This is a genomic window from Desulfosarcina widdelii, assembly GCF_009688965.1.
Lineage (GTDB): Bacteria > Desulfobacterota > Desulfobacteria > Desulfobacterales > Desulfosarcinaceae > Desulfosarcina > Desulfosarcina widdelii.
In genome coordinates this window covers 4020899-4035568 of sequence record NZ_AP021875.1, presented here as the reverse complement: position 1 = coordinate 4035568, position 14670 = coordinate 4020899, and the positions used below count along the sequence as shown (strand labels likewise).

Sequence of the window (14670 nt, the reverse complement as noted above, 5' to 3'; positions counted from 1 at the left end):
CTTTTAATTCAGCCGAAGAAGCATCCATATGTATCTTTTCCGATGGCTTCGATCAAGGTTTCAAGATTTTTATCTTCGTTGCAGGGCTCATAAAGCTGCCATTTGCCGCTGATGCGCATCCAATAAAGTTTCCATCGCCTGGTGCTTTTGACATATCTGAACCTGGCAATATCCAGGACCACCCATCCTTCTTGCTTTCCCCTGCGGTTGCGCTCCTCCGAGACAATGACATTCTGTCCCTCGACCCGGAAGCTGTAGCGCAGTTGGTCTCGCGCCCGTTCCGGGACCCGGTTGCGGCAAAAGGTTCCGACCAGCTTGTCAATGCGTTTAAGTTCGAATTCCGAAAATGACATGGGATGGTACTCCTTACTCTGCTATTTAGGGGCTTGCACCATGATCGACCCATGGAGCCATTTCAGGCAATTGTTGCGTAAAGTTTGTCGAGGGCTTTTTGCACGGCGTTTTTGTTCTTGGCGGATTTCAGCCATTTGGGCAGACGACTGGCGAGACTCTGATTGGACCAGCCGTGTGTGGAATCATAGGATCGTTTCCGCAGCCCGGCCTTAACGAAATCGCGAAGCCAATCGAGGTGGTCCCTGTTATAAGCCCACAGCACTTGACCGCAGCATTCGGTTTGCAGCCAGAGAGGGAAATGAAAGTACCAGTCCACCGGTGCGCCAATACAAACCCGTCCGTTATCAAAGTGGTCCAGGCTGGTTGAGTACAATACGGAGCCCTCGTGTCGATCCTGCCAGCCGCCGGATTTGCCGCAGCAGGTGCAACTGAAGCGGGCACGGCCTCCTTTTTCGGGCTTTACGACGGCCATATTCCTGCAGTTGGGGCATCTGACCAGAAACCTGTCGGCGATGTTCCAGATAGTACATCCATTGTCGATATAGGTGTGCATGTCACCGTCGTCGCAGTCGGGTCGGATTACTTCCTTTTATCCTTGAAATAGGCCAGGGCTTTGAGAACGAAGCGCGCATAGGCGCCGGCCTGTCCACCGCCCATCTCAATGGCCACATCGATGGTTTCATAGATTTCCTCATCCGTGGCCCCGGCCTGCAGCGCCTGATCGAGGTGCCATTCCATACAGGGTTCGCACTTCGTTACGATAGAGATGGACAGGGCCATCAACTCTTTTGTCTTCCTGGCCAGCGCTCCGTCACCAAAGGCTTTTGCCTCCACTTCAAGAAAAGGCTTATAGGTCTTTACGTTGTCGAGGAACTGCAGGTGCAGCTTCTTGCGATCTTCGATGCTTTGTTCAATTTTCTGGAAAGTCAAATCGGACATCGGATTCTTCGCTTTCATTCCCTATTTTTTCGGAACCAGTCCGTCATCGATCAGTTGCTGAAAATGGTCGATAACGGTTTCCTTTAAGGGCCGGTAAGTGAGGTTGAGATCTTTAATGCTGTAAGTGTTGTCGAATCGGGCGCGGTAGCCGACGTTTTTTTTGACGAAGGCCCGGGTTGTGCCGAGCAGCGGGGCCAACAGGTAGACGAGGAATTTGGGAGCGGTTTTTTTGGGGAAAGGATAGCGGTCCCCGAAATGCTCCTTGAGAATCCGGCCGATCTCCAGAAGTTGGAATTCTCCGGCCGATAAGATATGCCGGCCGGACGCCTCCGGGGTGAAACCGGCCTGGATATGGGCCCGGGCCACATCGCGGACGTCCACCATTCCCATGGCGAAGTCGGGAACACCAAACCGGGCCGTGCCGTCACCGAACTGCTTCATCAGGGCGACGCTCCCCGACGCGGTGGTTTTTGTCAGGGCCGGACCGAAGACCATGGTGGGATTGATCGTGATCAGATCCCAGCGGTCCTGGCTGCGGTTGATTTTCCAGGCTTCCTTTTCTGCGATGGCTTTTGAGTAGTTGTAGGGTTGATGGGTTTCCGAACTGGTCGTGTTCCAGTGTTCCTCGGTAAAGGCATCCCCATCGGCAAGGTCGCCATAAATGGCCGCAGCGCTGCTGGTCAGAACTACGCGCTTTACCGTACTGACGGCATTGACGGCGGCCAGAACATTGCGCGTTCCTTCCAGGGCGGGGCGAATAAATGTAGACCGGGGGTCCTTACCGCCTTTAAGCAGAAACGGCGAGGCCGTGTGCATCACCAGTTCGCAGCCCTGCATGGCCTGCTCGAAGGCTCCGGGGTTGAGCAGGTCCGCTGCGAACAGGCGCAATTTGCCCGGCAGGGATTCGGCGAGGCGGTTGAGGTGGGCTACCTTTTCCGGCAGGCCGGTGTCGCGCACGGTCGCTCGAACGGTCACCCCTTCTTCCAACAGGTACTTGACGATCCATCCGGCAATATAACCGCTGCCGCCTGTCACCATAACCGGTTTCGATTTGTCGATGGCCTGCATGTTCGCCTCCTCGAAAGAACGTATCCGGTGCATGAGCAAAGTACGAATCCGAGTATCGGGTTTGGCCCCGAAAGCATTTGCTTTCGGGCAGTCACCTATTAAACTTCCATACTTTAGCAGGCAATACCATCCAGGTCAAAGTTGCTTCTCGCCTGCGAGTGAAATCGGCTGTCTCGACCGGTTGACAGGTCTGGTATTATTTGCTCAAATTTGACCTCCTCCGTTCGCGTATGGATTGTATTTTTTTTAAAGTTATGGAGACAGAATGTCTTTTTTTCATGCGAAAAGAAAGTGTCTGGCCTGGGCTGCGATTATCGCCGCCGCAGTTCTCGGCAGTCCCGGCAGCGCCGCGGCCTTTGAGCGCTATAACCGGGTAACAACCTTTGACACCTATTTTTCGAAATACACCAAGCGGTTTTTCGGGCCGGCATTCGACTGGCGTTACTTCAAGGCCCAGGCGGTGGCCGAATCGCGGTTGAAGGCCGGGGCCCGATCCCATGTCGGAGCACTGGGACTCATGCAGATCATGCCTCAAACCTTCAAGGAGATTCGCAAGAAAAACCCGGCCGTCAAAGGGACGCGCGAGCAGCCGCGTTGGAACATCGCCGCAGGCATATACTACGACCGGCAGTTGTGGCGAACCTGGAAGGCTGAACGGCCCTTTCGGGATCGCCTCAATTTCACCTTTGGCGCATACAATGCCGGGAAAATGAACATCATCCGGGCGCAGAAGGCTGCCAAAAAATCGGGGCTGGACCCCAACCGGTGGGCTTCGATCCGCAAAACGCTGCCGGGCGTTACCGGCAAACACAGCCGAGAGACGATCGGGTACGTCGACAAGATAGAAACGATTACGGAGGTATTGCACTGATGGAACTGTCCATTGCCTTATTGAACCTGAGCTACGCCATCATAGGCGCCCTGCTGACCCTGGCATTCATGGCCGCCGGTTACAAGCTGTTCGACAGGCTGACGCCTTTTGACACATCCCGTGAGCTGGCCTCGAAAAATGTGGCCGTGGGCATTGTGGTGGGTGCCATCTTCATCGGACTGGGGATCGCCGTCGGCCTGGTGATCGGGATGGGGCTGAACTGATACGGATCGATCAATATCCGTTTTTCAGGTGGGCATATTTTTTTCTCAGTGCGTCCAGTCTCCCTTCGGCCTTTAACGCATCGATGGCATCCTGGAATTTGGCCACAATCCACTGGGGGGCGTTTTTATGAAAAGCGTAATACAGATCGCTTGAAGCCAGTGTGGTAACACTTTCGAAGTCGGACGCATCGATATCTTCCCGGCTGGCGAACAGGCTGAACGTCTCCCAGCTCATCACGACCATATCGACCCTGTCGGCCCGCAGCATCTTGATGCAGTTGGCATAAGCCGAAGTTCTTTCAAGCCGTTCTTTCTGGATGCCAAGGTTGAGCAGAAATTGCTCGCCGACATCGTCGATGACGGTACCGTAAGTATAGTTCAACAGTTCGGCCTGGGAATCGAATTTGAAGTGTCGATTCTTTTTAGCGATCAGTTCCCAGCGGTTCTGGATCACGGGGCCGACCCATTTGAACAGTGTCTCCCGCTGCGGCGTTCGGGAAGTCAGGAAGAGAATCGCATTTTCTTCTTTCTGGGCAAAACGGTAGCCCCTGGCCCACGGAACGATTTCTATATCGGCCCGCCCCTGGCGCGATCCAACGCGCTTGAGCAGATCTACGAGAAGATCGACTGAGATGCCCTGAAGAGTGTCGTCTTTCACGAACTGGTAGGGAATCCAGTGCTCGGTCATGATGTGAAAGTCAGGCATGGGTTCATCGGCGGCAGTCGTTCCCGGAAACGCCGCGATGAGCAATACCCCTAAACCGACAATGAAAACATTCTTTTTCATAGCGTTCGCCATTTCCAGGGCAAAATAAGGCAATTCCCGGAGCGACTTTGTGTCGTCGGTTAACCCAGCGCGTTCAGCTGCAATTCCATATTGTCCTGTTCAACATTTTTATCCCGGGGAGATCTGGCCTTCCGGCACTTCAGTGGTAAAAACACCAATGTTAATTATACAACGCAAAGGGACGTCAACACAAGGGGAGGGGGCACCATGGGCGTGAATTGTATCGCGGTTTGAAGTTAAGACATGCCGTTCATTTTGGATTTTATTTGGTTTCGCGGTTCAGCGGGCAGCGAAAATTGACGCAATTGGGACAGGCGGCGAGATAGAGATGAACGATCCAGAACAAAGCCAGCACGCCGATATGTGCCAGACCGATGGCGACCAGTCGCTCCCTGACAACGATGAACAGGGGCAGGAATACCCGCATGACATAGGCAAAGGTCGCCCACAGCAGGCTCGCAACGCCGAACCGGCCACTCCCCGATCTGAAAAAGCGATGGACGCAGCCTCCTTCCAGGGGAATCGGACAACTTTTGTCGTAATAAACCCAGTCCCGACAGGCACCGGCATAGATCACCCCATAGGACCCCAGCCACAACAGCAGGTAGAGTGCCGCCCCGATCCACCGCATACCGCGACTGATCCAGAATTCCAGGAAAAACAGGAGGGCCAGGATTCAGGCGGTTGGCAATTTTGTTTTTAAGGAAAATTCGGAGAGACGGTTTTTACGTTTGGCGGTCAGCATAGCGACGCCTCCTTGCCGTATCCTCCAGAACCTGCCTGGAGGAGAAGTCCGGGACAAATCCAAGTTCGATCTCGGCTTTTCTGCCGCCGGCAACGAAACCATGGCGGGCGTAATCCAGGTATCCCCGGTTGACTTCGATGACCGGCACACGCAGGCGCCACAGGATCTCCACCAGTGGGTACAGCAAAAATGCAGGCAGCGGGATGATTCGTGTCCCGGTGATTGAAGCGACTTCTTTTGTCGTCAGCGCTCCTTTCCCGACGATGTTGAAGACACCTGGAATCCTTTTTTCGACAGCAATCAGGCAGGCCCGGACAAAATCTTCTTCATGGACGAACTGGACCCGGGGGTTGCTTCCCTGAATTCCGACGGTAAGGGGCTGGAAAAGCATTCGCGAAACGTAGTTGTCCACCGTTGGGCCGAAGACGGTACAGGGCCGCAGGATGGTGACCGTGATTTCCGGGTGGTCGGCGGCAAAATCCTGGATCATTTCATCCACCCGGGCCTTGTTGTAACCATAGGGATAGCTGCGGTTGCCGCGCAGGGGATTCTCTTCCTTCAGTTCGGGAGGATTGTCCGGATGGGCGCCGTAGGCCAGGGTGCTGCTGACGGCAACGATGTGCCGGACGCCGGCATCAACCGATTTTTGCAGCACGTTGCGGGTGCCGTTGGTGTCGATGTCGTGCATCCGGGCAAGATCGTGAATTGGTTTGACGACAAAGGCGAGATGGATCACCGTATCGATATCGTGTCGGGACAGCACCCGATCCATGCCGGGATCACGGATGTCCATGTTCAAAAAGGTGCACTTGTCCGTCTCGTTTCGGGGGGCGACGATATCCGTTCCCACGATGGAACCCGCGTTTTCTTTCGCTCCGAGTTCCTCGATGAGCCGGGTACCCAAATAGCCCGAACTTCCCGTGATGAAAATGTTGTGCATATTCGCTCCAAGACCGATTCGTACAAGCGATGCTGTTTGGTTGCTTGTGAGATCCGGCTTCAGGTGACATCCACCAGATTTTCCAACCGGGCGAGGACGGGATAGTGCGCAAGCCTGGATAAAAAGAGCCGTTGGGAGAAGGACTTGTTGATGATGGTTTTCATGCAATAAAGGCTGCTCATCGTTTTCTATTCCTGTTATATTTTTGAATGTGATTCAAAAATATAACGTAGTTATAGTAATGAGGACCTCTTGTTGTCAACGAAAAGATGGCAGGATCGCAATGAAGGTTGCTGTTGTGGCCGCAAGGGGAACCGGTGTTGACGGATCGGCAAAAAGCCCAATATTTGTATTTTAGCGTCTATTTTGAGGAAGGTTTGCTTTGACATTCGATCCTAAATCACCGACAGAACCCGAGCCCGAAAATCAGGCCGCCCTGGAACGGTCCGCCCTTTTCGTGGCCACCCTGACTTCCTTCATGGGACCGTTCATGATTTCATCGGTCAATGTCGCCCTGCCGACCATTCAAGACCACTTGCAGATGAATGCCGTGCAACTGAGCTGGGTGGCCACATCCTATCTGCTGGCCATGTCCGTGGCCCTGATTCCGGCCGGCAAACTTGCCGATATCCATGGCCGCAAGAAGGTGTTCAGCACCGGCCTGATCGTCTATACCCTTGGCGCGACGGCGGCGGCTTTCGTGCACACCAGCGCCTGGTTTCTTTTCCTGCGGGTGATCCAGGGCCTGGGCGCGGCCCTGTTCGTGACTACGGGAATGGCCATTCTGACCTCCATTTTCCCGCCCCAAAAGCGTGGGCGGGCCATCGGGATCTATGTGGCAGCAGTGTACGTGGGGCTTTCGGTAGGACCGTTTGCCGGCGGCTTCCTCACTCAGCATTTTGGCTGGCGCAGCATTTTCCTGGCGATGTTTCCCCTGGGACTCGGCTCCGTCGCCGTCACCTTTGTTTTTCTCAAGGGGGAATGGGCCGACGCCCACAGTCGGCGGTTCGATTTTTCCGGCTGCCTGATTTACGCCGGGGCCATTTTCTGTCTGGTTTACGGCGCGACGATTCTGCCTTCGACGGCAGGATGGGTCCTGATTCCCACCGGACTGTCGGGGCTGATTCTCTTTTTCCGGCACCAGTTGCGATCATCCCACCCGGTGTTCGACGTATCCCTGTTCGTGGAAAACCGGACGTTTGCCTTCTCCAGCTTGGCGGCGCTGCTCAACTACTCGGCCACGTTTGCCGTCACTTTTATGATGAGCCTCTACCTACAGTACATCAAGGGCATGACACCGCAGAGCGCCGGCATGGTGCTCATGGCCCAGCCGGTGATCATGGCGGTTTTCTCACCGCTGGCCGGACGCCTTTCCGACCGTATACAGCCCCGCCTGCTGGCCACGGGGGGCATGGCCATCACCGCCCTGGGGATGGCTGTTTTCACGCAACTGCACACCCGGACCTCGATTAATGGCATCGTCGGCAACCTCGTGCTGCTTGGTTTCGGGTTTGCCATATTCTCCTCGCCCAACATGAGTGCTATCATGGGGGCCGTTGCCAAAAAGGATTACGGCATCGCTTCCGGTGCCGTGGCCACCATGCGACTACTGGGGCAGATGGTCAGCATGGCCGTTGCCACTATGGTTCTGTCTCTGATGATCGGTCAGCAGGCGATTGCACCGGAAAATTATAGCCGTTTTCTAGTCAGTTCCAGGGTGATTTTCTCGGTTTCGGTTTTTCTATGCTCGGTGGGGATTTTTTTTTCGATGTTTCGGGGGCGACTGCGGCAGGGATGAGACAGCAGCGTCCGATAAGCATTGCCACAGGGCGATGAATTATTGCGAGCCGGCCCCGAGATAGCTGCGGCAGCCCTCCAGACTGGAAAGGGCGGGATAATCCAGCTCCGGAATGCTGACGCCGGTTTTCTCTTCCAGCTTGAGTATGAAATTGAGAAAATCGACGGAGTCGAACGCAAACTGATCCCGAAACGGCCGCTGGGCGTCCAGGTTGTCCAACGGCGCTTCGGGTGCCACCTGGCCCAGCATCTCCAGTACGATCCGGTCAATTTCTTCATTCTGCATGGTCGTTCCTTTCCAATAACAACGGGACAGTCACAGGTCCAGCGTGACTTCCATGACTCCAGGATCACCCGGCACACTGCGGCGGCTGAAGCCCAAGGCCTTGCACAGGGCCAGCATGGAGCGGTTGTCGCTGAGAACCTCGCCGAAAATTCTGCGAATGCCCCGGCTGCGCGCATAGTCGATGATGCGCCGCATCAGCATGGGTCCCAAACCGAGGCCGGTCTTCTCATCCCCCAGAAGGATGGCGAATTCCGCCTTTTCGATGTCCGGGTCGGCACTGAACCGTACAATGCCGTAAAGATTTCCGTCCGTCCGTCCGTCACCCTCGGTCAGCACCAGGGCCATTTCGCGATCGTAGTCGATCTGGGTCAGGCGGCAGACCAGGGCCTTGGGCAGCATTTTCATCACGTGCAAAAAGCGCAGGCGAATGGTTTCGAGCGGCAGGCTGGCGAAAAGCCGTTGAAAGGCCGGCTCGTCTTCCGGGCGGATTGGCCGCAGGAGCAGTTGCTGACCGTCGGCCAGGCGGATTGTCTGCTCCAATTCCACCGGATAGGGGCAGATGGCCAGGCGCCGGTTGGCCGGGCCCTCCGCCGGCTGAATCCTGATGCGTGCGTCGAGGGCCAGCACCCCCCGGGGATCGGCCAGGAGCGGATTGATATCCAGTTCCACGATTTCGGCAAAGTCGCAGACCAGTTGCGAGACCTTGAGCAGGGCCGCGGCAATCTCCTCCAGGTCGGCCCCCGGCACTCCCCGGTAGCCGGCCAGCAGGCGTGAAATGCGCGTGCCGTCAATCATTTCGCGGGCCAGCTTCATGTTCAGCGGCGGAAGGGCCAGGCAGCGGTCCCCGATAATTTCCGTGGCCGTGCCGCCGTGGCCGAAGAGCAGCACCGGCCCGAACTGAAGGTCCACATGCATGCCCACGATCAGTTCTTGGGCATGGGCTTTTTCGATCATGGGCTGGACGCTGAATTGAAGGGCGCTGCCATCGGCCGCCGTCAAACCGAAATGCTCTTTCATCCAGGCCGCGCGCTCGGCCACGGCACCGGGCGTCTCCAGATCGAGGGCCACGCCGCCGGCATCGGATTTGTGCAGGATTTCTTTGGAAAGGACTTTCAATACATAGGGACCGGTCATTTTCGAAGCGATGTCGGCGGCCTCTTCGGGGGTTTCGGCTGTCGTCGTCGGCACCACGTCAATGCCATAGGACCCGAGCACCGCTTTGGCTTCGGTTTCCAGCAGCCAGTCGCGCCCCTGGGCCAGGACCACATCGATGAGATCCCGGACGGCTTTGCGGTCCGGAGAAAAGGCTTCAGGAATGTTGGCCGGCACCTCCATGAGCATGTCCTGGCTGTGGCGGTAACGCACCATCTGCATGAACCCCCGCACGGCCTTGGTCGGGGTTTCGTAGCTGGGGATGCCTTGCTCGATGAACATTTTGCGGGCCGCCTCGCCCGGCCCCTCCCCGATCCAGCAGGTGAGCAGGCCGCAGCGGCGGGCATTGGAGGATCGCGCTTTGATCGCATCCAGAACCGCCCGGGCCGTCTCCGTGCCGGAGCCAATGGCGGTGGGGCAGTTCATCGCCAGCACGGCGTCCACACCTCGGTCATCCATGATGGCCAGCAAGGCATCGACATATCGCTGGGGTGTGGCGTCGCCGATGACATCCACCGGATTGCCGTGGGACCAGGTGGGCGGAAGGATCTGATTCAGACGCTCCACGGTGTTCTCGGAAAATCGGGCCAGGGTTCCCTGTTTGTACATCAGGGTGTCGGTGGCCATGACGCCGATGCCGCCGCCGTTGGTCACGATGGCCAGACGGTCGCCGGCTACGGGCTGCATCAGCCCCAGGGTGGAGACCGCGTCGAACAGGGCTTCCAGATCGTTGACGCGCAGGATGCCCGCCCGTTTGAACGCGGCCTCGTATACGGCGTCGCTGCCGGCCATGGCCCCGGTGTGAGAGGCGGCTGCCGTTGCACTCTCCCGGTAGCGCCCGGCCTTGACCACGATGACCGGTTTGACGCGTGCCGCCGCCCGTGCCGCCGACATGAACTTGCGGGCATGGGTGATGGACTCGATATAAAGCAGGATGGCGCGCGTGTGGCTGTCCGCACTGAGGTAGTCGAGGGTGTCCCCGAAATCGACGTCGGCCATGTCCCCCAGCGATACCAGGTGGGAAAAACCGATGCGTCGATGGGTTGCCCAGTCTGCTACCGTGGCTAGCAGAGCCCCGGATTGGGCCACGAAGGCAAGCCGCCCTGGCAGGGGCTGGAGGTGAATGAAGCTGGCGTTGAGGTCCAGCCTGGGCAGCATCAGACCGAAGCAGTTCGGGCCGACGATGCGCATCAGGTGAGGATGCGCCGCTTCAAGCATGGCGTCACAGAGGGCCTTGCCCCGTGCGCTGCCCCCTTCACCGAAACCGGCGGTAATCACCACAGCCGCTCTGGTTCCCCGGTCGCCCAGTTGGGAGATCACGCCGGGCACCGAATCCGGCGGGGTGGCAATCACGGCCAGGTCTGGAGCCGCCGGCAGGCTGGCGACATCTTTGAAGCAGGGATGCCCGTCGATTTCCGAACGCCGAGGATTGACCAGGTATATGTCGCCATGGAAGCCGGCGGCGAAGATATTGCGCGTGGCGACCGCGCCCACGGTCTGCGGTGTGGCGCTGGCACCTATCAGGGCCACCGAGGAGGGATTGAAAAGCGAATCGAGATTGCGTACGCTCATGGGCATCTCCTCATGTTCGGGTTGCCGGCTCCGGTCATAGGCATCGAAGATGCCCCCTCATGCAAATTCGGCTGGGTGGTAATGCGGTTGTCTCCGCCCTGTAATCTCTTCCGATTTCCAGCAATCCTCATGCCATGCCTGTTGAAGACAGAATTTTATGCGAATTAAGAGCATTGCCGTAATCGACAGAAAAACGGGCGTCTGTTCCCTGTAAAAATATCCGGCAGGTTGTAAAGAGGATTGCGGCAAGCGCGATGCCGAATTAACAGATGTCGTTATACACTCCCGAAAGGATGGCTCGGCTCCGTCCAGCCCTTTTTTTCCATTTGATCGTCGAACATCGAACATTTTACGTTAGAGTATATTCCTCAGAGAATCAAGACGTTGAAAAGAAAAAACCAGTCGCTGAAGGGACTACCCGGCGATGTTCTCGCCGCCCAGGGCTTCAAACCCGGAAACGATATCCAGCAGCTCGCTGGTGATGGCGGCCTGGCGTTCTTCGCGGAAGAGAGCCTGGAGGTTGTCGAGGGTTTCCAAAATGTTTTTTTCGGCGGCCTGCATCGCCATAAGCCGGGCCGCATTTTCGCTGGCCAGGGACTGGGCCAGGGCCCGATAAAGGGAGATGAACAGGTACTGCCGGAAGAGATGGGCGAATGTCGTTGCCCGGGAGGCGCCCAGCATGGGCAGGCAGCGTCCCGGCCAGGGGGCGCGTCGACGCTCTTCGGCCCAGGCCGGATCCAGCGGCAGGATGCGCTGAAACACCGGTCTGTATCCGCCGCGATCCCCCAGCACATGGTGGCAGATGGACAAGGTTTCCATCCGTTTTTCCGAGCGCCACCGCTCGATGGTCAGAATCAGCTCGCGAATTCGCTGGTTGACGGCGTTCAGGCTGCCGGGGGCCGCGAAATGGACTTCATGGACCACATCTGTATCGGACAGAATGGCGCCCACCTTCTCCCCCACACTCCAGTAGATCCATTGCCGTTTGCCGTCTGATTCTGCCGCTGCCACTCGCTCCAGAGCGAAGGGCCAGAGGGATTCGTTGAACGGACCGCACATGCCCTGGTCCGAACCCACTACCAGACAGACATCCGACTCGTTTCTGGGTTGTAAAAGCGTGGGACGCTCCATACGAAGAAACACGGTCCAGCCCATGTCCACCACATGGCGGTACTGTTCCAGGGAGGCCACCGCCCGTTCGAACTGGCGGATGTTGACGGCGGCCAGACTTTTCATGGTCTTGACCACGCCCAGCAGGTCATGGGCGGTTCGGATCCTGCGGTTCAGTGTCTCCAGTGTCGGCATGTGACTCCTTGAACGGGCTGATTGCATTTGTGATGAGATGCGTCAGCCGTTCCCAGACCGGATCTTCGTCCCCGGCCCGGGCCATGATTTCATCCAGGTCGGCGATGCCGGTCCTCACCGCATCGAGTACGACCCCTTCGGCCTCTTCGATGCGCGACTCGGGCACTTCGTCAAAAAGTCCCTGGGAGACGGCAAACAGGATGGCGACCTGTTCGCCGGCGGGCATGGTGCCCAGTTCGTTCTGCCGGAGCACCGCACGGACCCGGCGGCCGTGCTCCAGTGTTCGGCGGGTGCGGTCGTCCAGCCGGGTGCCGAAGCGGGCAAAGGACTCCAGTTCCTGGAACTGCGTATAGGAGAGGCGCAGCGCTCCGGCCACCTTGCGATAGGCCGGCAGTTGAGCCTTGCCGCCCACCCGGGAAACCGACTTGCCCACATCCACCGCCGGCAATATCCCTTTCCGAAAGAGTTCCGGGGAGAGGTAGATCTGGCCGTCGGTGATCGAAATCAGGTTGGTCGGGATGTAGGCCGCGATGTTCTGGGCTTCGGTTTCGGCAATCGGCAGGGCTGTAAGCGAACCGCCGCCCAATTCTTCGCGAAGGTGGGTGGCGCGCTCCAGCAGCCGGGAGTGGACGTAGAAGATGTCACCGGGAAAGGCCTCGCGGCCCGGCGGTCGGCGCAGGAGCAGGCTGAGCTGCCGGTAGGCCACGGCATGGCGGGTGAGATCGTCGTAGACGATGAGAACGTCTTTTCCTGCGTCCATAAAATGTTCCCCCATGGCCGTGGCGGCGTAGGGGGCGATATACTGAAGCCCAGGGGGGGCGTCGGCGTCCACCACGACGGCAAGGGTGTACGCCATGGCCCCCTGGCGCTGCAGGGTTTCGATTATCCTGGCCGTACCGGAACTGCGCTGGCCGATGGAGCAGTAAATGCACAGGACATCTTTGCCCGTCTGGTTGACCATGGTATCCAGGGCCACTGCAGTTTTACCGGTCTGGCGATCCCCCAGGATCAGTTCCCGCTGCCCCCGACCGATGGGGATCAGGGCGTCCACCACTTTAAGGCCGGTTTGCAATGGTAGGACCACCGGCGCACGGTCCATGATCGGAGGGGCGTCGTGGAGTACGGTTCGACGCACCGCGCCCTCGGGGGTGGCCCGGCCGTCCAGGGGGCGCCCCAGGGGATCCACCACCCGGCCGATCAGGTCTTCTCCCACGGGTACATCCAGGACGCGGGTGCTGCGGCGTACTTCGTCCCCTGCGTGCACCGATTCGCTGGGGCCGAAGAGAACAACACCCACCCGGTCGGACAGGATATCCAGGACCATCCCGGCAACGCCGGATCCTGCGGTTACCAGTTCCTCGAATTTCACCTGCCCTAATCCTTCGACCCAGGCGATGCCTTGCCCGACCGAGCGGACGCGGCCCACCTCTCCGGTTTTCAGGTCGGCCAGGAACCCCGAAACCCCCCGCTCGACGGCCCGATCAACATCGGCCAGCACACCGTCCAGGTCGTTTTTGCCCATGTTGTGGTGCTCCTGGTTCATGTTTTCGTCCGTGCATCGTCAAAAAGATTGTCCATGATTTCGGCTTCCAGGTCCTTAAGATAGTCGGCCAGGTGCCAGGCTGCCGTGCGGTCGCCGATCACCAGCTCAATCCCCATGCCCAGTTCCGGATGCACCTCCAGGCGGACGGGTGTGGCCGTCGGGAACCATGCCGCAAGACGGTTTCGCAGCAGGTGGTCATCCGCATCGTCCAGGGGAATTCCCGACTGGACGACCAATTCCTGGCCGGAGGCCCGGTGGTTCAGGGCATCTTTGCGGTCGGCCACTTTTTTCAGAAAGACCCGCAGTACCTGCCGGTTTAAATCCTGGTCCGAAAGGTCTCGCAGGGTCTTCTCGCCGATTTGCACCACCTGATGCACCAGACGCCGCTTGAGCCGGTCGAGAAAGGCCTGACGGTCCCGGGACATGCTGCTCATCCAGGCCTTGCGAAGCGATTCCACCTCTTCCTTGACCCGTTCCAGTGCGGTCTCCCGCCATCCTTCCACTTCCTGCCGGGCCTCGGCCATGAGACTTTCCCGGGCGTCGGCCAAGGCATTCCTCTCCTGTTCCAGCGCCAGCGCCCGGGCCTGAGCTTCCTGTTCGGCCTGCCGTGCGCGGTTCAGGGCATCGGTCATTTTTTTCTCCCGCTTCGCCATGGCGCCGCGAATCGGCTTGAAGAGAAAACGGTTCAGCAGCCAGACGAGGATGAGGAAATTAACGATCTGGGCGAAAACCGTAAACCAGTCGATCAGCACGGTTTATCCTCCGGTCGTTGACAGAAAGTACTTCCAGAACGGATTGGCGAAGATCAGTATCATGGTCACCACGAAGCAGTAGATGGCCGTTGATTCCACCATGGCCATGCCCACGAACAGGGTCCGGGTGATGGTACTGGTTTCGTCCGGCTGCTGGGCGATGGATCCGAGGGCCTGGGCCAGGGCGCGCCCTTCACCCAGGGCCGGTCCGATGGCACCGATGCCCATGCATACGCCTGCCGACAGAATTGACGCCACCGCAACCCAACCAAGTGTGTCCATATGGTTTTCCTCCTGATAGTGGAATTGTTTTTAATCATACAAAACGTTTTCGC

General features: G+C 58.1%; 17 protein-coding genes. 3 read left to right on the top strand and 14 right to left on the bottom strand.

All coding sequences use genetic code 11. The features are described 5' to 3' along the window. Nucleotides 1-8: 8 nt before the first annotated feature. From GN111_RS18560 to GN111_RS18545, 4 genes are all read right to left on the bottom strand, one after another. The gene (locus tag GN111_RS18560; RefSeq protein ID WP_155305178.1) at nucleotides 9-353 is read right to left on the bottom strand and encodes a DUF3024 domain-containing protein; all 345 of its coding nucleotides are present in this window, start codon (nucleotides 351-353) and stop codon (nucleotides 9-11) included. A 62-nt stretch (nucleotides 354-415) separates the two neighbouring features. Then, complete coding sequence (locus GN111_RS18555; RefSeq protein WP_155305177.1) at nucleotides 416-907, bottom strand: hypothetical protein; 492 nt, start codon at nucleotides 905-907, stop codon at nucleotides 416-418. A 26-nt stretch (nucleotides 908-933) separates the two neighbouring features. Continuing rightward, the gene (locus tag GN111_RS18550) at nucleotides 934-1293 is read right to left on the bottom strand and encodes a carboxymuconolactone decarboxylase family protein (RefSeq protein ID WP_155305176.1); all 360 of its coding nucleotides are present in this window, start codon (nucleotides 1291-1293) and stop codon (nucleotides 934-936) included. A gap of 21 nt (nucleotides 1294-1314) precedes the next feature. Continuing rightward, nucleotides 1315-2361, bottom strand: a complete 1047-nt coding sequence (locus GN111_RS18545) for an NAD-dependent epimerase/dehydratase family protein (protein WP_197740381.1) — start codon at nucleotides 2359-2361, stop codon at nucleotides 1315-1317. A gap of 265 nt (nucleotides 2362-2626) precedes the next feature. Here GN111_RS18545 and GN111_RS18540 point away from each other — a divergent pair, with 265 nt between their 5' ends. Continuing rightward, nucleotides 2627-3232 (top strand): transglycosylase SLT domain-containing protein, encoded by a 606-nt coding sequence (locus GN111_RS18540; protein WP_155305175.1) that lies wholly within the window; start codon nucleotides 2627-2629, stop codon nucleotides 3230-3232. After that, complete coding sequence (locus tag GN111_RS18535; protein WP_155305174.1) at nucleotides 3232-3456, top strand: DUF350 domain-containing protein; 225 nt, start codon at nucleotides 3232-3234, stop codon at nucleotides 3454-3456. Before GN111_RS18540 ends, GN111_RS18535 begins: the two co-directional genes overlap by 1 nt. Before the next feature lie 10 nt (nucleotides 3457-3466). Here GN111_RS18535 and GN111_RS18530 read toward each other — a convergent pair whose 3' ends face one another. The 4 genes from GN111_RS18530 to GN111_RS34230 all read right to left on the bottom strand — a co-directional run bounded on the left by GN111_RS18530 (nucleotide 3467) and on the right by GN111_RS34230 (nucleotide 6110). After that, entirely contained in the window at nucleotides 3467-4243 is a 777-nt protein-coding gene (locus GN111_RS18530; protein ID WP_170302361.1) for a substrate-binding periplasmic protein, read from the bottom strand. Nucleotides 4244-4505: 262 nt separating this feature from the next. Further along, complete coding sequence (locus GN111_RS18525) at nucleotides 4506-4874, bottom strand: hypothetical protein (RefSeq protein WP_155305172.1); 369 nt, start codon at nucleotides 4872-4874, stop codon at nucleotides 4506-4508. A gap of 94 nt (nucleotides 4875-4968) precedes the next feature. Then, complete coding sequence (locus GN111_RS18520; RefSeq protein ID WP_155305171.1) at nucleotides 4969-5928, bottom strand: NAD-dependent epimerase/dehydratase family protein; 960 nt, start codon at nucleotides 5926-5928, stop codon at nucleotides 4969-4971. Between the two features lie 59 nt (nucleotides 5929-5987). Next, a complete protein-coding gene (locus tag GN111_RS34230; RefSeq protein WP_269433786.1) occupies nucleotides 5988-6110 on the bottom strand; it encodes a hypothetical protein in 123 nt (40 codons plus the stop codon). A 200-nt stretch (nucleotides 6111-6310) separates the two neighbouring features. On the opposite strand from GN111_RS34230, the gene GN111_RS18515 reads away from it, so the two are divergent. Further along, nucleotides 6311-7726 carry an MFS transporter gene (locus tag GN111_RS18515; protein ID WP_231715490.1) on the top strand — a complete coding sequence of 472 codons (1416 nt, stop codon included), beginning with the start codon at nucleotides 6311-6313 and terminating at the stop codon, nucleotides 7724-7726. A gap of 39 nt (nucleotides 7727-7765) precedes the next feature. On the opposite strand, the gene GN111_RS18510 is transcribed toward GN111_RS18515, so the two are convergent. The 6 genes from GN111_RS18510 to GN111_RS18485 all read right to left on the bottom strand — a co-directional run bounded on the left by GN111_RS18510 (nucleotide 7766) and on the right by GN111_RS18485 (nucleotide 14617). Further along, nucleotides 7766-8011 (bottom strand): acyl carrier protein, encoded by a 246-nt coding sequence (locus GN111_RS18510; protein ID WP_155305170.1) that lies wholly within the window; start codon nucleotides 8009-8011, stop codon nucleotides 7766-7768. A gap of 30 nt (nucleotides 8012-8041) precedes the next feature. Then, complete coding sequence (locus GN111_RS18505; RefSeq protein ID WP_155305169.1) at nucleotides 8042-10735, bottom strand: bifunctional acetate--CoA ligase family protein/GNAT family N-acetyltransferase; 2694 nt, start codon at nucleotides 10733-10735, stop codon at nucleotides 8042-8044. Between the two features lie 414 nt (nucleotides 10736-11149). Further along, nucleotides 11150-12040, bottom strand: coding sequence for a F0F1 ATP synthase subunit gamma (locus GN111_RS18500; protein ID WP_155305168.1), 891 nt, complete (start codon nucleotides 12038-12040; stop codon nucleotides 11150-11152). Further along, entirely contained in the window at nucleotides 11994-13583 is a 1590-nt protein-coding gene (locus tag GN111_RS18495) for an alternate F1F0 ATPase, F1 subunit alpha (protein WP_197740380.1), read from the bottom strand. Before GN111_RS18495 ends, GN111_RS18500 begins: the two co-directional genes overlap by 47 nt. Beyond that, complete coding sequence (locus GN111_RS18490; protein ID WP_155305167.1) at nucleotides 13580-14335, bottom strand: F0F1 ATP synthase subunit B family protein; 756 nt, start codon at nucleotides 14333-14335, stop codon at nucleotides 13580-13582. The genes GN111_RS18495 and GN111_RS18490 overlap by 4 nt, the downstream gene beginning before the upstream one ends. Nucleotides 14336-14338: 3 nt before the next feature. Then, on the bottom strand, nucleotides 14339-14617 hold the full coding sequence (locus GN111_RS18485; protein ID WP_155305166.1) for a F0F1 ATP synthase subunit C: 279 nt from the start codon (nucleotides 14615-14617) through the stop codon (nucleotides 14339-14341). Between the last annotated feature and the right edge of the window lie 53 nt (nucleotides 14618-14670).